General features: G+C 49.3%; 18 protein-coding genes, 2 tRNA genes and 1 pseudogene. 6 read left to right on the plus strand and 15 right to left on the minus strand.

Features of this window, described 5'->3' with window-relative positions; translation table 11 throughout:
- Positions 1-64 precede the first annotated feature (64 nt).
- The 6 genes from ACOMG9_RS20185 (at position 65) to ACOMG9_RS20210 (ending at position 7,944) form a co-directional block, all read left to right on the plus strand.
- Positions 65-1,468: a hypothetical protein gene (locus ACOMG9_RS20185; RefSeq protein WP_448218206.1), complete on the plus strand. Its 1,404-nt coding sequence runs from the start codon at positions 65-67 to the stop codon at positions 1,466-1,468.
- Between the two features lie 225 nt (positions 1,469-1,693).
- Positions 1,694-3,082, plus strand: coding sequence for a cytochrome P450 (locus ACOMG9_RS20190; protein ID WP_448218207.1), 1,389 nt, complete (start codon positions 1,694-1,696; stop codon positions 3,080-3,082).
- A 57-nt stretch (positions 3,083-3,139) separates the two neighbouring features.
- Positions 3,140-3,940, plus strand: a complete 801-nt coding sequence (locus tag ACOMG9_RS20195; RefSeq protein WP_494529290.1) for a hypothetical protein — start codon at positions 3,140-3,142, stop codon at positions 3,938-3,940.
- A gap of 57 nt (positions 3,941-3,997) precedes the next feature.
- Positions 3,998-5,562, plus strand: a protein-coding gene (locus ACOMG9_RS20200) for an IS3 family transposase (protein WP_448215008.1) whose coding sequence is annotated in 2 segments (ribosomal slippage) — positions 3,998-4,451 and positions 4,451-5,562 — 1,566 coding nt in all. Because the reading frame shifts where the segments join, the coding sequence is not laid out codon by codon here.
- Positions 5,563-5,630: 68 nt separating this feature from the next.
- Positions 5,631-6,218, plus strand: coding sequence for a hypothetical protein (locus tag ACOMG9_RS20205; RefSeq protein ID WP_494529291.1), 588 nt, complete (start codon positions 5,631-5,633; stop codon positions 6,216-6,218).
- A 331-nt stretch (positions 6,219-6,549) separates the two neighbouring features.
- The gene (locus ACOMG9_RS20210) at positions 6,550-7,944 is read left to right on the plus strand and encodes a calpain family cysteine peptidase (protein WP_494529292.1); all 1,395 of its coding nucleotides are present in this window, start codon (positions 6,550-6,552) and stop codon (positions 7,942-7,944) included.
- A gap of 32 nt (positions 7,945-7,976) precedes the next feature.
- Here the strand turns inward: ACOMG9_RS20210 and ACOMG9_RS20215 are convergent, their stop codons facing one another.
- The 15 genes and pseudogenes from ACOMG9_RS20215 to ACOMG9_RS20285 form a co-directional block, all read right to left on the minus strand.
- On the minus strand, positions 7,977-9,494 hold the full coding sequence (locus ACOMG9_RS20215) for a hypothetical protein (protein WP_494529293.1): 1,518 nt from the start codon (positions 9,492-9,494) through the stop codon (positions 7,977-7,979).
- A gap of 308 nt (positions 9,495-9,802) precedes the next feature.
- Positions 9,803-11,902 carry a polyribonucleotide nucleotidyltransferase gene (pnp, locus tag ACOMG9_RS20220; RefSeq protein ID WP_494529294.1) on the minus strand — a complete coding sequence of 700 codons (2,100 nt, stop codon included), beginning with the start codon at positions 11,900-11,902 and terminating at the stop codon, positions 9,803-9,805.
- Between the two features lie 690 nt (positions 11,903-12,592).
- Positions 12,593-12,862, minus strand: a complete 270-nt coding sequence (gene rpsO, locus ACOMG9_RS20225) for a 30S ribosomal protein S15 (protein ID WP_422135243.1) — start codon at positions 12,860-12,862, stop codon at positions 12,593-12,595.
- Between the two features lie 166 nt (positions 12,863-13,028).
- Entirely contained in the window at positions 13,029-13,973 is a 945-nt protein-coding gene (gene truB / locus ACOMG9_RS20230) for a tRNA pseudouridine(55) synthase TruB (RefSeq protein ID WP_448218212.1), read from the minus strand.
- 3 nt (positions 13,974-13,976) lie between these two features.
- Complete coding sequence (rbfA, locus tag ACOMG9_RS20235; protein WP_422135245.1) at positions 13,977-14,381, minus strand: 30S ribosome-binding factor RbfA; 405 nt, start codon at positions 14,379-14,381, stop codon at positions 13,977-13,979.
- A gap of 90 nt (positions 14,382-14,471) precedes the next feature.
- Positions 14,472-17,048 carry a translation initiation factor IF-2 gene (infB, locus tag ACOMG9_RS20240; protein ID WP_448218214.1) on the minus strand — a complete coding sequence of 859 codons (2,577 nt, stop codon included), beginning with the start codon at positions 17,046-17,048 and terminating at the stop codon, positions 14,472-14,474.
- 26 nt (positions 17,049-17,074) lie between these two features.
- Positions 17,075-18,568, minus strand: a complete 1,494-nt coding sequence (gene nusA, locus ACOMG9_RS20245) for a transcription termination factor NusA (protein ID WP_422135247.1) — start codon at positions 18,566-18,568, stop codon at positions 17,075-17,077.
- A 173-nt stretch (positions 18,569-18,741) separates the two neighbouring features.
- Positions 18,742-19,209, minus strand: a complete 468-nt coding sequence (gene rimP / locus ACOMG9_RS20250; protein WP_422135248.1) for a ribosome maturation factor RimP — start codon at positions 19,207-19,209, stop codon at positions 18,742-18,744.
- Positions 19,210-19,429: 220 nt separating this feature from the next.
- Positions 19,430-19,506, minus strand: a tRNA-Met gene (locus ACOMG9_RS20255).
- A gap of 130 nt (positions 19,507-19,636) precedes the next feature.
- Positions 19,637-19,723, minus strand: a tRNA-Leu gene (locus ACOMG9_RS20260).
- 35 nt (positions 19,724-19,758) lie between these two features.
- The gene (gene secG, locus ACOMG9_RS20265; protein ID WP_494529295.1) at positions 19,759-20,202 is read right to left on the minus strand and encodes a preprotein translocase subunit SecG; all 444 of its coding nucleotides are present in this window, start codon (positions 20,200-20,202) and stop codon (positions 19,759-19,761) included.
- A 2-nt stretch (positions 20,203-20,204) separates the two neighbouring features.
- Positions 20,205-20,951 carry a triose-phosphate isomerase gene (gene tpiA, locus ACOMG9_RS20270; RefSeq protein WP_494529296.1) on the minus strand — a complete coding sequence of 249 codons (747 nt, stop codon included), beginning with the start codon at positions 20,949-20,951 and terminating at the stop codon, positions 20,205-20,207.
- Positions 20,952-21,201: 250 nt separating this feature from the next.
- Positions 21,202-23,079 (minus strand): TRAP transporter permease, encoded by a 1,878-nt coding sequence (locus ACOMG9_RS20275; RefSeq protein WP_494529297.1) that lies wholly within the window; start codon positions 23,077-23,079, stop codon positions 21,202-21,204.
- Between the two features lie 16 nt (positions 23,080-23,095).
- The gene (locus ACOMG9_RS20280; RefSeq protein WP_494529298.1) at positions 23,096-24,013 is read right to left on the minus strand and encodes a TAXI family TRAP transporter solute-binding subunit; all 918 of its coding nucleotides are present in this window, start codon (positions 24,011-24,013) and stop codon (positions 23,096-23,098) included.
- 297 nt (positions 24,014-24,310) lie between these two features.
- Positions 24,311-25,284: pseudogene (locus ACOMG9_RS20285) on the minus strand (hypothetical protein).
- Positions 25,285-25,473 lie beyond the last annotated feature (189 nt).

The following is a 25,473-nucleotide window of genomic DNA, read 5'->3' on the forward strand; positions in this document are numbered from 1 at the left end:
CCTCTGATCTCTCCAGAGGGAGTTGCGTAACACCAATAATGTTCTTTAAAAGGGGGATAACATTATGGATCGATTACGCGCTTTATTACTGACCATTCTGATCTATTTTCCTGTCCAGGTTTTTGCTGGAGAATTTTCACCCGGCTACTCGACGGCGTACCGCCACTTCCCAGAGCTGGTAAACGCAATTGATAAAAACTTTGATGGCCTGCTCTCCTACGATGAACTCATTGATGGCTACCATGCTCGGTATCTGAACAAAGACCTTTACCAAACCATCAGGCTTTACCTCGTTAATTTCGAGTCATGGCAAAACCCTGTCACCGTCTCATTAAGCAGGGAGAGTATTGAGCTGGCCGAACTGTCGGGGCAAGTGGCAAAGTATCACCACGAGCAAGACAACACTTTTTGGGATGCCTGGCTTGCAAAGCCGGAACGGCAACCGTTTGCCGACGCCTATAGACGACTTTTTCCCCATGGTCTGACCAGTATTACTCCGGATAATCTTCTGCAAAAGCACTTTCCAGATTGTGTTCTGATTGCCTCGCTGGCCTCAATAGCCAGCTCCGAAACCGGAAAAAGGCTAATTTTCAATTACTTTTATATCGTCGATGAACAAAGATTTGCGATTGTTTTCCCTGGGCTTCCCAGAGGTAAAGTGGTTCAATTCAGCGAAGTTGAACGCTACTCACACTTCGCCAAAACACGCGATGAAGGTATGTGGCTGGCTATGGTGGAAGCGGCTTACGCCTACCTGTCGAAATTATTCCTTAATAAAAATCGACAAAATGAACGAGCACGATTCCAGTATCATCAATATTCAGAACTATTCGGGGTACCTGAGGGACATGCTTTGGGTATACTAACGTCATCGTATATTGATTATATCTACCCGCAACTTAAGAGTAACGAGCAGATCAGGGAGCTACTCAACTCTTTGGTTAATGATGAAAAAGCAGCGACTGTCTCAGTGACTGTTACTAGTAAACCGGAAATTCTAAACCACCTGGGATTAAGGCCATTCTCCAGAATCGAATCCAAACACGCTTATAGCCTGATCGGCTATGACAAAGAAAAAGATGTTGTTTATGTCCGTGACCCTCATGGCCGGTCTGCTGCGGTTACAAACCTCTATACCATTAATCGTCATATTCAGCCTCATTCCTCAGGCAACAGCGAAGTATTTGAAGTCATAAAGAGCCTTCCCTGGGACCCTGAGTATAAACTCGCTTATGGACTGACGGAGCCTCGACTATTCCACTTCCTTAACCAAACCGTACCACAGTGGATGGACATCATAGCCGAAGGCATAATTCCTTCCGATATTTCATTATCCATATCTACTTCTGAGAGAAGCCCCATCAGGACCGGCATCATTGAAATGACCGTAGAACAGTTCGTTGATACGTTTAAGACGATGTTCATTACCCAGTGCGGCCCCTATCAATGCCCAACCAACAATAACTAAGCGCCTGACCAGTCGGATATGAACTACTCTTTGGACTTGCTGTTATCTAATGGTTAATTAGCTTGTCGAAAATCACGATCAGACCAGAAGGTGTCACGTGTAACAAGCTGCTTTTTACAGGGGTTAAGTCACGCCGACACTTTTGCACCTCTTTGGCATTGATGCGCCGCACGAATGGGGTGGGAAATCGCTGATCGAAATCAATGAGTAAAAAAAGGAGGGGTCATGACCCGTTTAAAGTTATTTGGCCGCAAAGAAAGCATGTCGTCCGCGCCTCAAGCCCCTGGGCCAACTGGGCTTAATATGCTCAAGGTGATGAGGGAGGGGCAGCGCGATATCGTCAACACGCTGATGAGCTTGAGCAATCAGTACGGTGACATTGTGCGTTTCCGCTATGGGCTTTGGCCAGCCTGTTTGGTGACGCACCCAGACCATGTTCGTCATGTGCTTCAAACTAACAATCGTAACTATGACAAAGGCAATCCCCTCTGGGATATGTCACGCTGGTTTTTTCGTGAGGGCTTGCTGACGAGCGAAGGGGATTTTTGGCGACGGCAGCGTCGTTTGGCGCAGCCCGCCTTTCATCATAAGCGTATCGCGGCCTTTGCGGAGCTGATGGTTGAGGAAACTGTCAAGATGCTTGCGGCGTGGGCGCAAAAAGATCAAGAGGAAGAGGAAGCGGCGTTTGATGTGGCAGCGGAAATGGGACACTTGACAGCCCGCACTGTCAGCACAACCCTCTTTGGGGTAGACGTTGAAGAGCAAGCCGAGGCGATTTATCGCCAAACCTTGCTCATTAATTCTGAGATTGGCGAACGATTCCGGGCACTTTTGCCCTTGCCGCCCGTGCTGCCCACGCCGCGTGACCGTCGTTTCCGAGCGGCACAAAAAAAACTGAATGACGCCGTGGAACAAATGATCAGCAGGCATCGCCAAGACAATACAGAGCGCGGCAACTTGCTCTCGATGCTGATGCACGCCCGTGATGAAGAGACGAACGAACAGATGACCGATCAGCAACTACGCGACGAAGTGCTGATTTTTTTTACCGCTGGGACTGAGACGACAGCCAATGCCCTGGCGTGGTGCTTCTATCTGCTTTCAACACATCCCATCGTGCGCCGCCGTCTTTGGGCTGAGATAGATGAAGTTTTAGGGGGGCGACGTGCCACGATGGATGATTTGCCGAAGCTTAGTTACACGCGCATGGTCTTTCTCGAAGCGATGCGCCTCTTTCCACCCGCCTGGCTCATCTCGCGCCGCGCCGTCGCCGATGATGAAATCGCGGGCTACCACATCCCCGCCGACACGATGATCTTCACCAGTCCCTACGTGACGCACCGCCATGCCAGCTTTTGGCCAAACCCTGAAGGCTTTGAGCCAGAGCGCTTTGAAAAAGAACGCGAAATCAAACGCTTTGCTTACTTTCCCTTTGGCGGCGGCCCACGTCAGTGCATTGGCAACCAGATGGCCATGATGGAAGGCAGCCTCATCCTCGCCACCCTCTGCCAACAATACCGCCTTGACCTCGTAGCTGGCCATCCCATTGCTCTCGAGCCCCTGATCACCCTCGCCCCACGGCATGGCATTATGATGACGCGCCATCGACGGTAAAGATGACGCGAATCCCTGACCACAAATCAAGAGTATGACGGGAATCTTTGACCACCAATGAATATGCCAGATCGATTACCTACTCTATTAATGGCCAGTCTGCTGTTTTTTTCTGTCCAGGTTTTTAGCGGGCAATTCGCACCCGGCTACTCGTCGGCATACCGCTACTTCCCGGAGCTGGCAGGCGCACTTGATAAAGACTCTGATGGTCTGCTCTCCTACGATGAACTGATTGAGGGCTACCATGCCCCGTATCTGCACAAAGACCTTTACCAAACCATCAGGCTTTACCTTGTTAATTTCGAGTCATGGCAAAACCCTGTTACTGCTTCATTAAGCAGGAAGAGCATTGAACTGGCTGAACTGTCGGGGCAAGTCGCAAAGTATCATCACGAGCAGGACAACACCTTCTGGGATACCTGGCTAGCAAAGCCGAAACAAAAAGCGTTTGCAGACGTTTATAGACGACTTTTCCCCCATGGTCTTACCAGTATCACCCCGGATAACCTCCTGCAGAATGATTTTCCAGATTGTGTTCTGATCGCTACGCTGGCCTCAATAGCCAGCTCTGAAACCGGAAAAAGGTTAATATTCAATTACTTCTATCCCATTAATGAACAGACATTTAGTATTCTTTTTGAAGGTATTAGTGAGAGCATCCAGATTGAATTCAGAGAATTTAAGCACCACTCATACTTTGCCAAAACACGAGATGGTGGTATCTGGCTGGCTGTGCTGGAAGCCGCATACGCTGGCCTGTCGAAAAGTTTCATTAATAAAAATCGACATAATGACCGGGCACAATCCAAGTATCAACAATATTCAGAACTGGACGGAATCCCCGCTGTGTCAGGATAGTTGTCCCGCTCACTGATTAACCAATAAAAGCTAGACAGTGGGCGATGGACGTTGAATATGCCTCGTTTTTCAGAGGAACGTAAATCAGCTGTTTTGAAAAAACTGTTACCACCACACAATCGCTCTGTGCCGGATGTTGCCAGAGAGGAAGGTATCAGCGAACAAACCCTGTATAATTGGCGTAAAAAACTACGGGACAAAGGATTACCTGTGCCAGGGAACGAACAAAAATCAGAACAATGGTCTGCTGAAAGCAAGTTTGCCGTGGTCGTCGAAACCGCTGCTTTGTCAGAAACAGAGTTAAGTGAATACTGCCGTAAAAAAGGGCTTTATCCTCAACAAGTCAAGGAGTGGAAGCACGCTTGTATTTCAGGTGCTGTTCAGGCTTCTCAGCGTGCAGACCAGGAAAGCAAGCAATTAAAACAAGAGCGTAAGCGCAATCAGAGCCTTGAAAAAGAGCTTCGCCGTAAAGACAAGGCGTTGGCAGAAGCTGCAGCCCTGCTGGTGCTATCAAAAAAGCTCGATGCCTTCTACGGGATAGACAGCGAGGACAACTGACACCTGTCGATAAGCGCCGCCAACTGCTGACATGGTTTGATGAGGCTATAGCAAACGGCGCTTCTCGCTGGAAGGCTGCTGAACAATTGGAAATATCCCTGAAAACACTGAATCGCTGGCGCGATGACAATGGTGCAGTGTTAACGGACAAACGCCCGGATGCCTTGCGCCCGGTACCCTCTAACAAACTGACTGAGGAAGAGGAGCAACGTATTCTGACTATCAGTAATGAAGATGAGTATGCGAGCCTGCCACCATCGCAGATCGTGCCAGCCCTTGCAGACAAGGGAGTATACGTTGCTTCTGAATCTAGCTTTTACCGTGTGTTGAAAAAGTATGGTCAGTTGCACCACCGCGGTCGTTCAAGAAAGCGATCGAAAAGCAACAAGCCGACAACCTATGTTGCTACTGGCCCTAACCAGGTCTGGTGTTGGGACATCAGTTACATACCTTCCAGGGTACGCGGCCAGTTCTGGTACCTCTACCTGATACTGGACGTTTACAGTCGTAAGATTGTTGGTTGGGAGATTCATAGCCGTGAGTCTGGTGAGTTAGCCAGTGAACTGATTAACCGGACAATGGTGGCTGAAAAATGCACTAAAACACCGCTTGTACTGCACTCAGACAATGGGGCTCCAATGACGTCGAGTACCTTTAAGGCCAAGCTTGAGGAATTGGGCATTATTCCCTCTCATAGTCGCCCAAGGGTGAGTAATGATAACGCATTTGCAGAATCGATCTTTAAAACGGTGAAGTACTGTCCTCAGTGGCCATCTCAAGGTTTTCTGACGTTAGAACACAGTCGACAGTGGATGCTGAAGTTTGAGCGCTTTTATAACAATGAACACCGCCATAGCTCAATCCGCTTTGTGACACCTGCGCAACGGCATGAGAAAAGAGATCAGGAAATCCTGAATCACCGGAAACAGGTGTATACCAAAGCGCGAGAAGCTAATCCAACGCGCTGGTCAGGAGTTATCAGAAACTGGGAGCCTGTAGGTGCGGTTGCACTGAATCCTGAGCGGTTGTCTGAAGCAAGAATTAACGAGAAAAAGGCAGCCTAAAATTCAGTTTTCGGGACAACTATCTTGAAAAACTCCGAATCAAGGAGTCAGATGCTTTTCACACACTAATGGGATCGCATAGCAATTTAATCAACCCGCAATCTGTGACTCAGGGGCGATTAAAGGAACTACTCAACTCGTTTGTCGATAATGAAAAAGCAGCAACTGTTGCTATTAGCCCATGTAATTCAGCTCCCCTCGGGCTAAAGCCGTTCGCAAAAATTGAAAACGATCATTCCTACAGCCTGATTGGCTATGTCAAGGAAAAAGATGTTGTTTATATTCGTGACCCTTTTGGTAAGTCTGCTGCGGTTGTAAATCTCATTACCATTATTCCACATAATCAGCATCTTTCCGAAGGAGATAGCGTAATATTTGAAGCCATGGTGAACGATCCCAACCACCCTGACTACGGAGTCGCCCATATAATGACGGAGTCTGGAGTAAACAACCTCCTTAATCGACTTGACCAAAGGATTATTCACATGGAGAAAGAGACAATCAATATTAATGTTGAAAGATTCAGGCCTGCTTCTGAAAGAAGCCCTGCCAATACCGGCATCATCGAAATGAGCGTAGAGCAGCTCATTAGCACCTTTAATACCATGCATATTAGTCAGGACGGGCCGTATCAATGCCCTATAAACAATAACTAAGTACCTGGCCAGTTGGTCATTCTGCTAACAGGGATCTCCATTTCTCTGACCTGTAAATGAACTTTTTGAACTTCCTGTCATCTAAGTACCTAACCAGTTGGTTTCGCATATTCTGGTCGGCGGCTTTTTCCACCCTTCTGCGTTCCAACTCTGGTTGCGTAGCTATGGCTACGCGCCCGTCGTTGCGCCTTGAAGGATGAAAAAATCCACTCGCCAGAATATGCGAAACCAACTGGCCAGGTACTTAATGGTTAAGAAGCCGTGTCACAACCCATGACAAAACCAGAGGGCATGGCTTAACAGCAGGATGCTTATTACAGGAATTAACAGGATGGACCATTTACGTACTTTATTACTAACCAGTCTGCTCTTTTTTACTGTCCAGGTATTTAGTGGCGAATTTTCACCCGGTTACCCGTCGGCGTACCACCACTTCCCGGAGCTGGCAGGCGCACTTGATAAAGACTCTGATGGCCTGCTCTCCCACGATGAGCTGATTGAGGGCTATCATGCTCCCTATTTGAACAAAGACCTTTACCAGACCATCAGGCTTTACCTTGTTAATTTCGAGCCATGGCAAAACCCTGTTACCGCTTTATTAAGCAGGGATAGTATTGAGCTGGCTGAACTGTCAGGGCAGGTCGCAAAATATCACTACGAGCAGGACAACGGATTCTGGAACGCCTGGCTTGCCAGGCCCGAACGGCAAGCGTTTGCCAATGCCTATAGACGGCTTTTCCCCCACAGCCTGACCAGTATTACTCCCGACAATCTCCTGCAGAAACATTTTCCAGATTGTGTTCTGATTGCCTCACTGGCCTCAATTGCCAGTTCTGAAACCGGAAAAAGACTAATATTCAATTACTTCCATACGACGACGGATGAACGAACATTTGACATTGTTTTTCCGGGGATTGATGATGGCACGCTGATCCAATTCAGAGAAGTTGAGCGCTACTCACACTTTGCCGAAACACGTGATGGTGGTGTTTGGCTAGCTATGCTGGAAGCCGCTTACGCCCACCTGTCGAAACGTTTCATTAATGCAAATCGATATAATCGCCCGGCAAGATTCAAGTATCATCAATACTCAGAACTGGACGGGTTAGATGAAGAATCAGTTTTGACTGTACTGATGGGATCGCTTACCGATTTCGTCAACCCGCAACTTCAAACTCAGGAGCGATTGAAGAAGCAACTTAATTCTTTTGTCGATAATGAAAAAGCAGCCACTGTTTCCATTAGCCCACCCCATTCAGCTCCCTTGGGGCTGAGACCGTTCGCAGAAATTAGAACCGAACACGCCTACAGCCTGATTGGCTATGACAAAGAAAAAGATATTGTTTACATCCGAGACCCTGAAGGTGAGTCTGATGCAGTTGAAAATCTGATTACCATTAATCAACATACTCAGCCTCTTTCCTCAGAAAATAGCGTAATATTTGAAGTCATGAGGAGTAATCCGGGGCATTTCAGCTATGGAGTCGCTTATGGCCTGACAAAGCCGCAAGTAAAGGACCTCCTGAAACACGCTGTACCCTATTATATATTCGACAGAACCGAAGACACAATCCCACTGAACATCGAAGGATTCAGGTCTACTTCTGAGAGAAGCCCTGCTAGTACCGGCATTATTGAAATGCACATAGAGCAGTTCATTGAAACGTTTAATGACATGTTCATTAGCCAGTGCGGGCCGTACCATTGCCCAAACAACGACAATTGACATTCCGTTTGCAGCCTTCCTGGTTCTGCCCTTCACTTCCTGACTAGAATTTCAAAGGTATCTGAAGTAACCAGGGCGTTGGAGTCTCCGCAGGGCGTTGCAAATGATGCTTTACAGACTTTGCCCTCCTTAAAATACTGGCCGAAGGTTTTGAAACCGTTATTCATAAAACGACAAAAATATACCGGTACCCTGTCTATTCTTCTGCTAAAACCTGCAACGCTGTAACCGGCAATAATAGCCTCGTCAGGCAGATTATCCTCAAAAGCCTTCCAGCCAATCCTACCATTAATCACAGGTTTCAGGTAATCAGTAGCAATACTGCCATCCTGATTGGTAGCGACGTAGCCACTTTTTCCACTGGTACCTATATATCCACAATACTTATCAGATCCCTGCCCTGCCAGTGAGCCCAGGATAAACTCTTTGTAAGGCCTTCTGGGGGAGCAAAAGTATTCATAAACATCAAGATTGACTCCTCTGATATCTTGTTCAGATTCCATTGCTTGCCATACAACAGGAGACTGCTTGACTGGAAGGGCCTTCTTTCGTATAGGGATAAAATGGAGCATAGAGCCTGATGGGTTAGCACCAGCTATCAGTCCTGCACATCCATCTCCGCTTTCACGAACCCCATCGCTGTAATCGCTGTACCATTGGGTTCCGGGGCTGGCATCATTTTTACACAAAGTTTCATGACGCAGACTCCCAGACAAGAGTACTGTCGATGCAAAGAGTACCGGATGCCTAGGCTCTTTCCGAAATCGGTAGGAGACTCTGCCATAAGTAACATTGATCTGATAATATTCTTCGTCAGTGACCAGAATGTCTCTGGGTAGCAGAGCCTCAACCCCCAAGGATACAAGGAAATTATCTGTTATTCTACCCGATAAAAGGCATCCGCTGAAATCATCGGGTGTGTTGGCCAGCATACCAACGAGGGTATAGACCCCTCCGTCCCACTCTAACTTGACTCGACAGAATCCGGTCGCTTGCTGATCATTGCAGCGACCCTTTTTGGTTAAAGGTGCTGGCAGTGGGGAACCACACTCTACGACCGCAGTCCCGAAGGGATTGGCCCGGTTATAGGAAGTGTTTAATGGAAATAGTGCCGGCCGGAGATCACCTTCTTTAAGGTGATGGGGGTGCTTTTTTTTAAGAAAAGTCGCCCTTGCCCAAAGAAGCGTTGGCTTTTTCTTAGCGTCAGTGTAGTTATCCTCATCGACATCAAAAGGAATCAGGTTGTTCTCATCAATAATCGCTTTCTGATAATTCACTGGAACCTGTGTGCCCTGCAATGGCGCACCGGCGCTGTTGTTAATATCACTCTGACTTGATGAGGAATCCACAGGACTGCTTCTCCCAGCTTTTGAGTCGCCCGACGGAAATGTCGGACCCGAAACGGATGGAAGAAGCGTTTCATTTTTTGATTGCTTTGAATCTGAGTGCGTAAGCCCTCCCTGGCGCTGCTCAACGGCAAAAGCAATTGCACCGTGAGTCACAGCGATGGATAAGACCAGCACGGGTAGAGCCCCTAAAACTCGTTTCATGCTTAAGCTCCTCGACCATAGTTACGGTAAAACCCGGTTAAAAGCCTGTTCGTAACACTCAACAAGACGACAGTATAGTTTTTATTTCAATGATAAATAGAATATAAATGACTTATAAAAACCGATTCTTATGAGATCTGGCTCTGAGTTTGTGGGTTTAATAGCAAATTATATAAATGATTTATAAAAACTGGTTCTAATGAAGTCTGACTTACAGCTTGGGAGTTCAGCGATTTAGCGGTGTGATAGGGAGATAATAAAACAGGGGCCACTGGCTCCTGTTTTATTAGAAAGTTACGCACTCAAGATCAGCCCTGCTGTTCTCTTGCACGCTCAACTTCTTTAATGCTGAGCTTAATACGACCACGGGAGTCAATATCCAGCACCACAACGTCGATAGTCTGGCCAACTTTCAAGTAGTCGGTCACATTCTCAACACGCTCATTGGCGATTTGAGAAATGTGCACAAGACCGTCTTTACCGGGCAAAACACTGACGAATGCGCCAAAGTCAAGAATACGAGTCACTTCACCGGTATAGATCTTACCAATCTCGGCTTCGGCAGTTATGCCGTAGACCATGTCATAGGCAGCCTTCGCTTTCTCGCTGTTCTCGGCAAAGATCTGTACCATACCGCTGTCGTCGATATCAACGGACGCACCCGTTTTATCGCAGATGCTGCGAATAGTAGAACCCCCTTTACCGATCACGTCACGAATCTTGTCCGGGTCAATTTTCAGAGACATGGTCATAGGCGCATTCGGATTCAGTTCCGTACGAGCAGAACTGATGACCTTGTTCATCTCGCCCAGGATGTGCAGGCGGGCGTGCATCGCCTGTTCCAGTGCAATCTCCATGATCTCTTCGGTAATACCGGCAATCTTGATATCCATCTGCAGGGCAGTGATACCTTCAGAAGTACCCGCTACTTTAAAGTCCATGTCACCCAGGTGGTCTTCATCACCCAGAATGTCGGTCAGAACAGCGAACTGATCACCCTCTTTAACCAGACCCATGGCGATACCGGCTACCGGCGCTTTAAGAGGCACACCTGCATCCATCAGAGCCAGGGAAGAACCACAGACTGAAGCCATGGAGCTGGAACCGTTGGATTCCGTGATCTCGGAAACAACACGGATGGTGTACGGAAAATCTTCCTGAGTAGGCAGAACCGCCTGAACACCACGACGAGCCAGACGACCATGACCAATTTCACGACGACCAGGCGCTCCCATACGACCACACTCGCCTACAGAGTATGAAGGAAAGTTGTAGTGCAGCATGAATGGATCTTTGACTTCACCTTCCAGATTGTCAACGATCTGAGCGTCGCGAGTCGTCCCCAGAGTGGCGGTAACGATGGCCTGAGTTTCACCGCGGGTGAACAGGGATGAACCATGGGTCTTCTGCAGAACGCCGATCTCGACACCAATGTTACGGACCGTCCTGGTATCACGGCCATCGATACGAGGCATACCGCTAATGATGTTGCCACGTACAACATTTTTCTCCAGCTTGCCGAAGGCTTTTTCAACATCAGAAGTGTCGAAAGCACTGTTTTCACCAGCAATGGCTTCCAGCACTTCCTGGCGCAGCGATTTTACGGCAGCAGTACGATCCTGCTTGATGGTGATCTGGTAAGCTTCACGCATTTTGCCTTCGAAGGCCGCTACTTTTTCTTTCAGCTCAGTGTTCTCAGCTGGCGCTTCCCACTCCCAGCGAGCCTTGCCAGCTTCTGCAGCCAGCTCTTTAACGGCCTGGATGACGGTCTGGTATTCCTGATGAGCAAATAAAACTGCTCCCAGCATTTCGTCTTCTGTCAGCTCCTGAGCTTCAGATTCAACCATCAGAACAGCGTCGTTGGTACCCGCTACTACCATGTCCAGCTCTGAAGTCTTCAGCTCTTCATAGTCAGGGTTCAGCAGATAGCCTTTCTCTTCATTGAAACCAACGCGCGCAGCACCAATAGGGCCATCGAAAGGAATACCTGATACAGCCAGAGCCGCAGAAGTAGCGACCATGGCGAGAATGTCCGGGTCGTTCTTTTTGTCAGTAGACATGACAGTACAGACAACCTGCACTTCATTCATGAACCCCTTAGGGAACAGAGGACGAATAGGACGATCGATCAAACGGGAGGTCAGAGTTTCTTTTTCGCTTGGACGGGATTCGCGCTTCAGGAAACCACCCGGTATTTTACCAGCAGCGTATGTTTTTTCCTGATAGTGCACAGAAAGCGGAAAGAAATCCTGACCTTCGTTTGCCTGCTTGGCACCCACTACGGTTGCCAAAACAGCAATATCGCCCATCTTGGCCAGGACGGCACCTGAAGCCTGACGAGCAACACGGCCAGTTTCCAGAGTGATGGTCTGATCACCGAACTGAAATGTTTTAATTACCGGATTCACAACGTTTTCCTATTGAGTGTGAATGAACCAATACAGTACCCGGTCATAGTGGCGTGACAGATGCAATTCTAAACCTTCTGGATAATGTACAGACCCCGCCTATCCAGACAGACTTGGAATTGCACCCTCTACTGACGACCAGAGTGCTGACATGTAATACCAATCGAACTTTCTAACTCCCTATTGCGCTGAAGATTTGAGCCTTAATCCTGCGTTGGCGATCGTCGCCATAGCTAAGGCTATGACTCCTCACGCCGCCTTGTCTTAAGGCTCAAAATCTCCATGCTCATTGCGGGAGTTAGAAAGTACGATTGGTATAAGTACCTGGTCAGGCACTTGAGAGGGGTAATCCCTCTCTTTAAAACCGTAAAAGCAATGTCGTCTTTATGGTTTTTTTAACCACAAGAAAAGTCAGAACCTTATTATACACTTATTTGCAATAAAGATTTCACAGCTTATCAGCAACACCTTGCTGCTTTTTACAACACACTGATTTTTCTTTTTTCCTGTGATCAACAATGCAAAAACACCGCCTGCCTCACAACGGAAGCCGGCGGTGCTTTAGCTGCACAGAAATACATTTATCAGACACAAAACTGTTCAATGTATCTCTGTTCAACCCTGAGTTGAACATGACAGAACAACCCAAAGTAGAATCCTGAATCCAGGTCAATAGCGAGACAGGCGCTATTAGCGACGCAGACCCAGACGCTCGATCAGGGAACGGTAACGCTCAACGTCTTTACCCTTCAGATAGTTCAGCATGCTGCGACGCTGGTTTACCATGCGAATCAGACCACGACGGGAGTGGTGATCCTTGTGGTTTGCCTTGAAGTGCCCCTGCAGACCTTCGATGTTTGCAGTCAGCAGAGCAACCTGGACTTCAGGGCTACCGCTGTCGCCTTCAGTGCGACCGAATTTCTTGATGATTTCCGCTTTCTTTTTGGCAGTCAAAGCCATTGTTTTGTACTCCAGTTAATATGCATTCACAATCAGGCAAGACCGTGCATATTTACAGCCAGCCTTCAAAGTTTAACAGCACCTGCTGTCAACCAAGCGAGGCATTCTAACACCAACTTCCAACCGGAAGCCAGTCTGTTAAAACCACCACGCCAGAAAATCTGCCTCAGTTTCCAGAATTGATCAGCCGCCTGGGAGCGACACGACCGTCTTCATCAATCTCACCAATCCCCAGGAATCGAAAGACTTCCTGCCCTTCAACCTCTTCCTGGCCATAAATACGGACATTCCCTTTGGTTGGCGCCTGAGGTACCTGAACAGGCTGCCCCTGACTGATGTAGTAGCTGCTGGTTGCCCCCAGACGGATCTGAGGCCAGTCACTGACGGAAGTATCCAACGGTAATAAGAGCTCATCCAGAGCCCTGTGACCACCGCCGTCACGAATGTCTTCGAGCTCTTCCAAAGTGTGAGACTGGTGTTCAGTATATGGACCGGCTTTAATTCTGTGCAGTTCGGCAACATGCCCCAGACAACCAAGAGCCGCACCAACATCTTCAGCCAGTGTACGGATATAGGTGCCCTTGGAACAGTCCACTTCAAGGATTAACCTGTCACCTTCAAAATCCAGCAGTTCAAGACGATAGATAGTGATTCGGCGAGACGGACGCTCAACAACAATCCCCTGACGAGCCAGCTTATAAAGGGGCTCACCATTGTACTTCAACGCTGAATACATACTGGGAACCTGATCAACCTCACCACGGAAACGATCAAGGACAGTCTCGATATCAGAGCGGGTAACATTCACCGCACGCTGCTCAACAATCTCACCTTCACGGTCACCGGTCTCCGTCTGGATACCCAGCTTTACTTCCGTCCTGTAGGACTTATCGGACTCCAGCAGATACTGTGAAAACTTGGTCGCCTCACCCAGACAGATCGGCAAAACGCCTGTGGCCAGAGGGTCAAGACTGCCGGTATGACCGGCCTTGGCTGCACCATAAAGCCGCTTGACGCGTTGCAGAACGTCATTGGAACTGGCACCTTTGGGCTTATTCACAACAACAATACCGTCCACCCTGCGGCCACGGCTACGTCTGCGTTTAGACATCCATTATTCCTCAGACTCACCCTGATGATCACTGTCACCAGAACGAGCTTTTGCAATCAGCTCACTCATATACGCCCCACGCCTCAGGCTATTGTCATAGCGGAAACGCAACTGGGGAATGCTACGTAACTTGATGGAACGGGCCAGCTGGCTGCGCAGGAATCCGGCAGCACTCTGCAGCACCTCAAGGTCCTCATCAGCGCTTTTCTGGTTACTGACGCCTTTCTGGTCGTCTACACCCAGAAAAGAAACAAAAACATCGGCAAAGGCCAGGTCGCGGGAAACTTCTACCGCACTGACAGTGACCATACCCAGACGGGGATCTTTCATCTCCAGCTGGATCAGCTGTGCCAGTTCTTTCTGAATCTGGTCCGCCACCCGCTGGGTTCGACTGTATTCTTTAGCCATTGGGGATTCAATCCTGCTGATATGAGAAAGCCCGCAATCATTTCTGCGGGCTTCTTTGACGGGCAGCCGAATGAGATCGGTCGAGCCTGATTAAAGAGTACGCTTGACCTCAACAGTCTTGTACACTTCGATCTTATCGCCTGGCTTAACGTCGTTGTAGGACTTAACCGCGATACCACACTCCATGCCTTCGCGCACATCCTGCACGTCATCCTTGAAGCGACGCAGGGATTCCAGTTCGCCTTCAAAGATAACCACGTTGTCACGCAGAACACGGATACGGTCGTTGCGGTAAACAGTACCTTCAATAACCATACAGCCAGCCACCGCACCGAACTTCGGAGAACGGAAGACGTCACGCACTTCTGCGGTACCAACAATCTGCTCACGGGTGTCGGAGCCCAGCATACCGCCCAGAGCCTTCTTAACATCTTCGATGATGTCGTAGATGACGCTGTAGTAGCGGAGATCCAGTTCTTCTGCCTCAATCACCCTGCGGGCAGAGGCATCAGCACGAACATTAAAGCCGACAATAACAGCGTTGGAAGCCAGAGCGAGGTTAGCGTCGGTTTCAGTGATACCACCTACGCCGCCAGAAATAACCTTAACCTGTACTTCATCGTTACCCTGCTCTTCCAGAGAAGTCGTCAGAGCTTCCAGAGAACCTCGTACGTCTGCTTTCAGAACGATATTGAGAGTTTTCTTCTCTTCAGAGCCCATGCTGGAGAAGATATTTTCCAGCTTGGAAGCCTGCTGACGAGCCAGTTTGACTTCACGGTATTTACCCTGACGGAACAGTGCGATTTCACGAGCCTTACGCTCATCCTTAACCACAATCAGCTCATCACCGGCATCAGGCGTACCGTCCAAGCCCAGAATTTCAACCGGGATGGAAGGACCTGCATCCTTGATCGCCTTACCGTCTTCATCCAGCATCGCACGAACACGACCGTACTGCTGACCTACCAGAATGTTGTCACCCTGTTGCAGGTTACCGGACTGAACCAGAACCGTAGCGACAGGGCCACGACCTTTATCCAGACGGGATTCAACCACCACGCCTTTAGCCGGACCTTCGTCAGCAGCAGAAAGCTCAAGAACCTCAGCCTGAAGAAGCACCGCTTCCAGCAGCTCGTCAATACCCTGACCGGTCAGAGCCGATACATGAATAAACTGGGTGTCACCACCCCACTCTTCAGGAATGACTTCCCTCGCAGCCAGTTCATTCTTCACACGATCAGGATCTGCAGCTTCCTTATCGATCTTGTTCACAGCAACAACCACAGGAACACCGGCAGCCTTGGCGTGCTGAACCGCTTCTTCGGTCTGAGGCATAACACCATCGTCAGCTGCAACCACCAGAATGACGATATCCGTTGCCTTGGCACCACGAGCACGCATAGCGGTAAAGGCCGCGTGTCCAGGAGTATCCAGGAAGGACACCATACCGCGTGGCGTATCTACATGATAAGCACCAATGTGTTGAGTAATACCACCGGCCTCGCCAGCTTGCACACGACTCTTGCGGATATAGTCCAGCAGGGAGGTCTTACCGTGGTCAACGTGACCCATTACCGTGACAACCGGTGCACGAGGCCTCTCTTCAAACTCGGTTACGCTACCTTCCTGATTTTCAGTCAGGGAGTCTTCAATGCTGTCAGCCTTAGCCAACTTGAAGGTGTGACCCATCTCTTCAACCACGATGGACGCTGTATCCTGGTCGATCACCTGGTTGATGGTCACCATGGAGCCCATCTTGAACATTGCCTTGATGACGTCAGCGGCCTTCACGGCCATTTTTTGCGCCAGTTCAGCAACAGTGATGGTCTCAGGAATTGAGACTTCACGTATCACCGGAGCGGTTGGCTTGGTGAAGCCGTGAGCGGCCATGGATTCAGGCGTGATAGTTCGAGCTGCCTTACGGCCGCCACGACGATCGTCTTTACGACCGGCGCTACGTCCGCCACGCTTCTCACCACGACGACCGCGCTCTTCACGGGGCTCATCACGGCGATCTTTGGCTTTACGATTACGACCTCGCTTATCACCTTCCGGAGTCGGCATTGGCGCTGCTGCTGGATCAAAGCCAGGTGCAGAAGGACCATCACGACGAGCCGGACGATCTCCGTCACGGCGCGGTGGGCGGTCGCCATCACGACGTGGTGGGCGATCACCATCACGACGTGGTGGGCGATCACCATCACGACGCTGAGGACGATCACCATCACGACGCGGTGGGCGATCGCCGTCACGACGCTGCTGAGGACGATCGCCGTCACGACGCTGAGGACGGTCACCATCACGGCGTGAGTCACCACGAGCCCGCTTTTCTTCCGGCTTCTGCTCTTCCGCTTTTTCGTTCTTGACGTAGGTACGCTTCTTGCGAACTTCTACATTGACAACTTTTTTCTTACCAGCGCCACCACCGCCAGATACTTTCATCTGACTGACAGTTTTGCGCTTGAGGGTGATCTTGGTTGGCTCAGCAGTACCTGTATGATCACCGTGAATGCTTTTCAGGTGAGCCAGCAACTGCTTCTTTTCTGCATCCGACACGGCTTCCGAAGCCTTTGTCTGCTTCAGGCCCGCATCCTGCATCTGCTGCAGCAACCTTTCGACCGGAGCGCCGACCACCTTCGCGAGTTGTTCTACGGTTACTTCTGCCATTAACACTTCTCCTCTCAGTGGCCCGCTCAGTTACCAGCTTCCTCGAACCAGGGAGCACGCGCCGTCATAATCAATTCACCCGCACGCGTCTCGTCCATACCTTCAATTTCGAGAAGGTCGTCAATGGACTGCTCCGCCAGATCTTCCATAGTAATGACACCCAGGCTGGCCAGCTCCAGTGCCAGCTCCTCATCCATACCGTCCATAGTCAGAAGGTCTTCAGCTGGCTGTGCGCCATCTAGCTTTTCTTCTCGAGCAATGGCCTGGGTCAGCAGCTTGTCTTTCGCACGAGTGCGAAGCTCTTCCACGATGTCTTCATCCATGCCTTCAATTGCCACCATCTCTTCCAGTGGGACATAGGCAATTTCTTCAACGGTGGTGAATCCTTCGTCGACCAGCAGCTGCGCCAGTTCTTCATCAATGTCGAGCAGATCAATAAAACTCTGTTTAAACCTGTCCGCTTCCTTTTCCTGTTTGGCAGCGGCTTCAGCTTCTGTCATAACGTTCAATTTCCAGCCAGTCAGCTCACTGGCCAGTCGAACATTCTGACCACTACGACCAATGGCCTGGGCCAGATTATCTTCACTGACTGCGATATCCATAGTTCCGGAATCTTCGTCAACGATGATGGAGGCAACCTCTGCAGGCTGCATGGCATTAATCACATACTGGACAGGGTTTTCGTCGAACAGAACAATGTCGATACGTTCATTACCCAACTCGCCGGATACCGCCTGTACACGAGCACCGCGCATACCTACGCAAGCACCTACCGGATCAATGCGACCGTCATTGGTTTTAACGGCAATCTTTGCCCTTGAGCCCGGGTCACGGGCAGCCGCCCTGATCTCCAGAACCTCTTCAGCAATTTCTGGCACTTCAATGCGGAACAATTCAATCAGCATTTCAGGCGCAGTTCGGGACAGCATCAGCTGCGGTCCACGACCTTCCGTGGAAATTTCACTGAGCAGTGCCCTTACATGACTTCCCATACGGAAGTTCTCACGTGGCAAGACGCTATCCTTACGCATGACTGCTTCAGCATTGTTGCCAAGGTCAACAATAATACTGTCACGAGTCGTTTTCTTTACGGTTCCATTAATCAGATCGCCCAGCTTGTCACGATATTGCTCAACCATTTGGGCACGTTCAGCTTCACGCACTTTCTGAACAATAACCTGTTTGGCAGTCTGGGCTGCTATCCGTCCAAATGCTACAGACTCAACCTGCTCTTCCCAGACACCACCGATTTCCAGTGACTCATCCTTTTCCTTACCCTCATCCAGGGTAAAGTGCATGCCAGGAAACTCGAAATCTTCGTCAGCAACTACAGTCCAACGACGGAAGGTATCGTATTCACCACTGCTGCGGTCAATCGCCACCCGGATATCAACTTCGGTTTCGTAACGCTTTTTGGTCGCGGTCGCCAGAGCAATTTCCATAGCCTCGAAGATCACTTCGGGTGGAACGCCCTTCTCGTTGGAAACGGACTCAACGACCAACAGAATTTCTTTACTCATGCTCTGCCTCGCCTATGCTGAACCAGTCCATGCCTTTGCCAACACTTCCCTGGCCGTTAACCGGGAAGACCCCTGCCTGTAATCAACTTTGTTATTGCAGACAACGGCTAACAACCCGGCCTGAACCTTGTTCTCAATCTTTTATCTGGTCATTACCAGTTTTGAGTCTGAAGTTAGTCGAATCTCGGTATCACCTGAGCCTTGTCTATGCTCTCAATGGGAAGAAGCAGTTCGTGATCGTCGACAACTAACACCACGTCCTGATCTTCAACCCCTCTTACAATACCCCTGTACTTGCGACGCCCTTCAAAAGGCACCCTCAAACGCACATTAACTTCTGCCCCCGCCCAGGCTACAAAGTGCTCAAGAGTAAACAGCTGCCTGTCCACTCCGGGCGATGAGACTTCGAGGGTATATTCTTCCGTAATGGGATCTTCCACATCGAGAACCCCACTGACCTGGCGACTGACGACCTCACAGTCATCCAGTTGAATTCCCTTTTCTTTATCAAGGGAATCAATATAAATGCGAAGCATTGACTGCTTACCCTGAGATTTGAACTCAACTCCCCAAAGCTGATAGCCAAGGGATTCAACCACGGGTCCAATCAATGCTTCCAGCTGCGACTGCTTGCCTGCCACGTTGGAAACACCTGTCTGCAAAAACAAAAAAAGGGCTTAAAAGCCCTGTCTCTTCTATGCACCCAGTTTTCCAGCTGGACGCAACTAATTAGCCTACCAAAGTCACGCCATCAGACATGAATTCAATAGACTCCCAGAGCCCTGTCGAGACCGACACCTCAAGTCCAACAAAAGACTCTGACGCACCTAATAAAAAACCCCATAACGGGGTTTAATTATTTGGTAGCGGGGGCCAGATTCGAACTGACGACCTTCGGGTTATGAGCCCGACGAGCTACCAGGCTGCTCCACCCCGCATCAAACCTACTCCAGTATACTGCCAGCTAAAAACCTGCTTCACAAGCCATAACTGTAGATACGCATTTTAATCATTACAACACTAAACCAAATTCTTTTCTTCCATTTACTGAAAAAGTTAATGGCAATTTGGTGCCCAGGGCGGGACTTGAACCCGCACGACCGTTAGGCCACCGCCCCCTCAAGACGGCGTGTCTACCAATTCCACCACCTGGGCAAACACCACCACTACATCCTGCTTAAAGCTAGTCCTTACTGGACTGGAGGCAGAGACAGCTCTTTATTCTGCTCGTCGCTTTCGACGGGTTGTGATTCTATCACAGGAGCATCGCTCTCGACACTCTTTTCTGAGCCTATACCTGAGCTCGTTTCTGAAGCGGCTTCCGGAGCGATCGGTGCATCACCGGCCGGAACGGACTCCTCAACAACTACAGCTGGCACACCTGCATCACCGATACTGTCTGCCTTTTGCCTGGCCACCATAGCCAGAGCAAAACTGGTCACAAAAAACACCGTTGCCAGAATCGCCGTAGCACGACTCATAAAGTTGCCAGTACCCTGACTACCAAACACTGTTTGTGACGCACCGGACCCAAAACTGGCACCGGCTTCCGCACCCTTACCCTGCTGCAACAAAATCAGACCGACTACGGCAGCAGAGGCAAGAACATGAACAATAAGAATTATGGTTTCCATCACTATCCTGCAGCGCGACAGATCGCCTGGAACTCTTCAGCAACCAATGAGGCTCCCCCCACAAGACCACCGTCAACATCCGGCAAAGCGATCAGGTCTGCAGCATTAGCTGCTTTCATGCTACCACCGTACAGAATACGAGTTCTGTCAGCCATAGCCTGATCATGTTCTGCCAGCAAGCTGCGAATCACAGCATGCACTTCCTGCGCCTGTTCCGGTGTTGCAGTCAGCCCGGTTCCAATAGCCCATACGGGCTCATAAGCGATCACAAAATTTGCCAAACGCTCCGGACCAGCAGTCCGCAGCACAGCTTCGACCTGAGCTGTCACCACCTTCATGGTGTTGCCAGCTTCTCGCTCTTGCAGAGTTTCACCCACACAAAGGATAGGCACCAAACCCTGATCAGCCAGAGCACAGAATTTCGCAGCAACTTCCTCATCACCCTCTCCAAACAGAGAGCGACGCTCAGAATGACCAATGATCACGTATTCAATACCAAGATCTTTGACCATCAGAGGCGAAACCTCGCCAGTATAAGCGCCAGATGTCTTGTCAGAGACATTCTGCAAGCCAACTTTTATAGCACTAACAGCCAATATTTCGCAAATGCCTTGAGCATAAATCGAAGGAGGACAAACCAGGACTTCAGCTTTAGTATCAAGACCGGAAACAAGTTTACCCAGTAATTGACGGTTCTCTTCGAGAGATCCATTCATCTTCCAATTACCGGCAACCAGTGGCTGGCGCATACTGCTCACCTCAACATTCGCGAGGTCGGCATACTAACCCAAGTTCCTTTGTTATACAACTGTGCTGACACCTTTCACTGGCAATTTTCCAACAGCGGATAAAAATCAATAAACTCATAACCAGTCAAGCACTTAGAGAATCACTCCTGCTCATTCAAGGCCAGTGCATGAATAGCCTTCAAGAACGTTAACTTTATATCAGAGTACTGCACATTAGCTGATGAATGAGAGCGCGACCGGCCCATATCACTCAACTCGAATGAGAACGCAACACAGCCCCAATTGCTCGCCACTGCATTAACAACAGCATCATTACAAGAAAAATACCCAAAAAGCCTAAACCCGCAGGATTAAACAGTAGAACTGGTAAACTGCTGAAGGCCAAACCTCTTTCCAACAGGCTTAATCTTCTAATCAGGTAACCTTCGACAACAACAGCCATGCTAATAATGATGGCTATTGTCCGGGCAACCGCGATAACCAATCCGGCAAAATCCTCTCCAGTATTAATTAAACCGGTATAGGCCATCATAATCGGAATCAAAAATAAGCCCGCCGCCAACTTGAACGCCTCAACGGAAGATTTAATTGGACTGGCATTAGCAACCCCCGCTCCCGCAAACGCTGCCAGAGCGATAGGAGGCGTTACATTGGAAGTCTGAGACAACCAGAAAACCATCAGATGCGATGTCAACAGAGGCAATCCAAAATCACCCAACAAAGGTACAGCCATTACCGCCAATACTATATAGGCAGCAGTGACAGGCAATCCCATTCCAAGCACCAGGGCAACAAGACTGATGAGAATCAGCGCAGTAAACATATACCCGCCGGAAAGCGCCATAACGAACTGCGTAAACTGCAACCCAATACCGGTCTGCCCTACTACACCAACAATAATTCCTGCCGCTGCACAGGCAACAGAGATAGGCAAGGCCAGCAGCGCACCCGACTTGAGCCCTTCAATGATCTTTCTGACACCTATACGACTATGACTTCTCAGTGACGCTGCCACCAGAATAGCCGCACAACCTGCCACCCCAACCAGGAGCGGCGAGTACCCGATCATCAGTAGAGCAGTAATCAGGGCCAGAGGAAGAAGGAAGTGGGCCCCCTGTTTCATGACACTCCATACCGCTTCAGTCCGACTGACTGTTGGCAATTCCAGCTTGCAGGCCATAATATGGACATACAACAGTGTACAGAAGAAGTAGAGCAGTGCAGGCGCAATGGAGGCAATCATAATGTCGCTATAGGGCACACCGGTAAATTGCGCCATCACAAAAGCACCTGCCCCCATAATAGGTGGCATTACTTGCCCACCGGTTGATGCGGCGGCTTCAATACCTGCAGCCTGTTCTGGCTTGTAACCCAGTTTTTTCATCATCGGTATGGTGATGGCACCAGTGGTCACCGTATTGGCAATGGCAGATCCGGAAATAGAACCCAGACCAGCGGAAGCAATAACGGCAGCCTTGGCAGGCCCTCCCCGGTATTTACCGGCAATAGCAAAAGCCAGATCAATAAAAAACTTGCCTGCGCCCGTTACCTCGAGGAAAGCTCCAAACAGAACAAAGATAAAGACAGTGGTGGCGGCAATACCCAGCGCAGAACCAAACACACCATTACTGGAAAAGACCTGAAACTGCACCCATTCCTGAACACTGTAACTCTTGGTTGCCAGAGCACCTGGCAGCATATCGCCAAAACCACTATAAGCCAGAAACAACAATGCTATAAACACCATCACACAGCCTACAGCCCGACGACAGGCCTCCATCATCAGCACCACATAGACGACACCAGCATAAAGGTCATAATCGGAAAGACCGTACAGAAGATAGTTAATATCGTTGTAGTCAAAGTTAACGATTCGAAAGCCCGCCACCACAGTAGCCAGGGCCAGAATCAAATCAAACAGCCTGACTGGTACAAAAAAACGACTCTCTTCGTTTTTCAGCAAAGGATAATGAAGAAATATCAGCACCATGACCCAGGCCAGATGAACTGGCCTGAAATAGGTGGCAGAAATCGTCGAGGTAATCCCCTGCCAGACCTGAAACACAGACAAAAGAACCGCACAGACAAGAACCAGATAACCCAGCGTTTTGATCACGACTTTATTCATTCAGCCACCCGAAAACTCAATTAATGGAATTCAGGTATTTTTCAGCACCCGGATGCAACGGCACGCCGGACAGGCGAGTGGCATTGCCTTTGGTAGTGGCTTCGGCCACTTTTACCACCTTGCGAACATCATCCATGTTTTCAAAAGCTGCTTTAGTAAGGCTGAAAGCCATGTCGTCAGACATATCAGCTCGCACGACGAGGACATTCCAGATACTCAGGGTATCAACCGACTCAACGCCGTTGTATACATCACCCGGAATGGTATAACTGCTGTAAGCAGGGTTTTCAGCAATGAATTTCTCACGCTCTTTTTCAGAGACTGGCAGGACACGAATCGGGTGAGTCAGAGCGACCTGGGTTACAGCGCCTACTCCCTGACCACCGACAATAAAGCCCGCATCAACCTGACCATTAGCCAGTGCATTGGTGGTTTCAGAATAATTCAGGTAAACAGCACGGATATCTTTTTTGGGATCAACACCCACACTTTCCAACAGTGCAGCAGAGGTAACAGCGGTCCCGGAACCCGGTGCACCCAGGGAAACCCGCTTGCCTTTGAGGTCAGACAGTTTGGCGATGTCCGAGCTTTGAAGGGTCAAAGCATGAACCAGATTTGGATAGAGGGCAAACAACACTTTTACCGGCATCTCACCGGGAAACTTGCCTTCACCCCTGTATGCATCGAGAACAACATTCCCCATGGCAATGCCAGCCAGCATATCGCCCCGAACAACCTTGATAGTATTTTCAACAGAAGCGGCAGTAACTTCTGCTTTTACATTAACCCCATGAACCTTATCAGACCAAACTTTTGCCAGTGCACCACCGAGCGGATAATAAATACCACTTTGACCACCGGTACCAATGGAGTAGTTCTGTGCAAAAGAGAATGCTGGCAGGATCAGCATAAAGAGGGCAGCGACAAAACGCATGATATTTCCCCTGTAAAATATTTTTTATTTTTCTTTCGAGCAACAGCAGTCAAGTCCGGGTAGACTGACCCGTACAAATTTGACACGCCGGTTTTTTATCCTACCTAGTGCCTGCCCGAAAACCCACAAATAATCCGATGCAGCAGCCAAAATTTTTTGATTAAAATTTAGCCTACTCATTTGTGGGTGCTACTTTTTGGTTAATTTCTGTTCATTTTATGAACAACTTCCCGATTTTTGAGCACAGGGCACCCTCACCCAAGGTGAATCTGGTTGCCAACAAGCCCGTTTCTCTTTTCAGGCGGCTTTTTTACTTGTCTGGGCTGCCTGCTTTTGCAACAAGGTACCCAATCGATGCAGATTGGTTCCCAGAACTGCCAGTGACACATAACAACGGAAGCCATCAATGCCAGTATCCGGGCATCGGTCCAGCCCATGCTGTTCGAGGGCATTAATGTCAGATTCTACAGCGGAGTGCTTCCTTTTTGCCCTGATAAACTCCGGGTGTCGCTCACGAAGTCTATCCTGTTTCGACCACCTGCCTTTTTTTGGCAACACGGCCCGGTCGAGAAATTCTTTCAGTTTTTCAAGGTTTTCTTTGACCAGAAACCTCGGTCATAACTGACTTGAGATACCTGGGGAAATCGCTGTTTGGCACCTTCCGCAATAAGTACAGTCACTTGGTCGTCCGTCTGTTTTTCCATAACCAGATGGTGCCCACTCTATCATCTTGCGCGTGGCATCCCTGAGCAGGTTGATATCCGTCGGAAAGTGAACATTGGTTTTTACAACGAACGAGTCAGCGCGGGCGCGTAGCCGCTCTTCTTTTTTTTTACCAGCTGGTGACCGGCATTGACGACGACCTGATTGATTTGATCAAGGATTTCCGGTGTGAACAGCGAGATATTGTCTTGCAAAGTTTGCAGTTTGTACTGATGCTCACAATAAGGCCCATGGCCCAGCATCTTTCGGAGAGTTCCATGCTCGTTGGCCAGCTCAAGAAGCCGGTCGTAGTCGCAGTTAATGACCAGCCGCAAAGTGCCAAAAACCAACACCCTCCAGAGATCCATTCCAGGGCGCCCGTTACCTTGATCGGCAGTTATCATATCCTCAAGCACGTGAAAAACCTGGTTTCTCAACTCGATATTTGTTCAGATATGCTGCAATGCCAGAAGCAATCGAGGAATATCGTCCCTTGACCTGAGGTTGAATGTGATGGCAGAGATGTCAACCTCGCCAAGCTGCATTTGTGGGTTGATGGTTTGGCGCATAAGTGGAAACGGCTCGTTGTGGAAAATCTTCGTTCCTCATATTGGGCTATAAGCCTATGTTTTGAAGTGCTTGAGGGTTTTCGGACAGGCACTACCTAAACTTTCATCGTCCATGCTTCTTCCCGGAAACAGAAGTGGACGTAAAGGGCAAAGAAAAGAAAAAGTATCACTATGAAAACATGATGACCC

Source organism: Endozoicomonas sp. PH6C, from assembly GCF_059322965.1.

Coding starts and splice junctions, on each gene's coding strand:
- ACOMG9_RS20185 (WP_448218206.1), top strand. CDS start 65: ATGGATCGATTACGCGCTTTATTACTGACCATTCTGATCTATTTTCCT.
- ACOMG9_RS20280 (WP_494529298.1), bottom strand. CDS start 24,013: ATGCGTTTTGTCGCTGCCCTCTTTATGCTGATCCTGCCAGCATTCTCT.
- nusA (WP_422135247.1), bottom strand. CDS start 18,568: ATGAGTAAAGAAATTCTGTTGGTCGTTGAGTCCGTTTCCAACGAGAAG.
- ACOMG9_RS20215 (WP_494529293.1), bottom strand. CDS start 9,494: ATGAAACGAGTTTTAGGGGCTCTACCCGTGCTGGTCTTATCCATCGCT.
- ACOMG9_RS20205 (WP_494529291.1), top strand. CDS start 5,631: ATGGGATCGCATAGCAATTTAATCAACCCGCAATCTGTGACTCAGGGG.
- ACOMG9_RS20275 (WP_494529297.1), bottom strand. CDS start 23,079: ATGAATAAAGTCGTGATCAAAACGCTGGGTTATCTGGTTCTTGTCTGT.
- truB (WP_448218212.1), bottom strand. CDS start 13,973: ATGTCTAAACGCAGACGTAGCCGTGGCCGCAGGGTGGACGGTATTGTT.
- infB (WP_448218214.1), bottom strand. CDS start 17,048: ATGGCAGAAGTAACCGTAGAACAACTCGCGAAGGTGGTCGGCGCTCCG.
- secG (WP_494529295.1), bottom strand. CDS start 20,202: ATGGAAACCATAATTCTTATTGTTCATGTTCTTGCCTCTGCTGCCGTA.
- rpsO (WP_422135243.1), bottom strand. CDS start 12,862: ATGGCTTTGACTGCCAAAAAGAAAGCGGAAATCATCAAGAAATTCGGT.
- ACOMG9_RS20210 (WP_494529292.1), top strand. CDS start 6,550: ATGGACCATTTACGTACTTTATTACTAACCAGTCTGCTCTTTTTTACT.
- ACOMG9_RS20190 (WP_448218207.1), top strand. CDS start 1,694: ATGACCCGTTTAAAGTTATTTGGCCGCAAAGAAAGCATGTCGTCCGCG.
- tpiA (WP_494529296.1), bottom strand. CDS start 20,951: ATGCGCCAGCCACTGGTTGCCGGTAATTGGAAGATGAATGGATCTCTC.
- ACOMG9_RS20195 (WP_494529290.1), top strand. CDS start 3,140: ATGAATATGCCAGATCGATTACCTACTCTATTAATGGCCAGTCTGCTG.
- rbfA (WP_422135245.1), bottom strand. CDS start 14,381: ATGGCTAAAGAATACAGTCGAACCCAGCGGGTGGCGGACCAGATTCAG.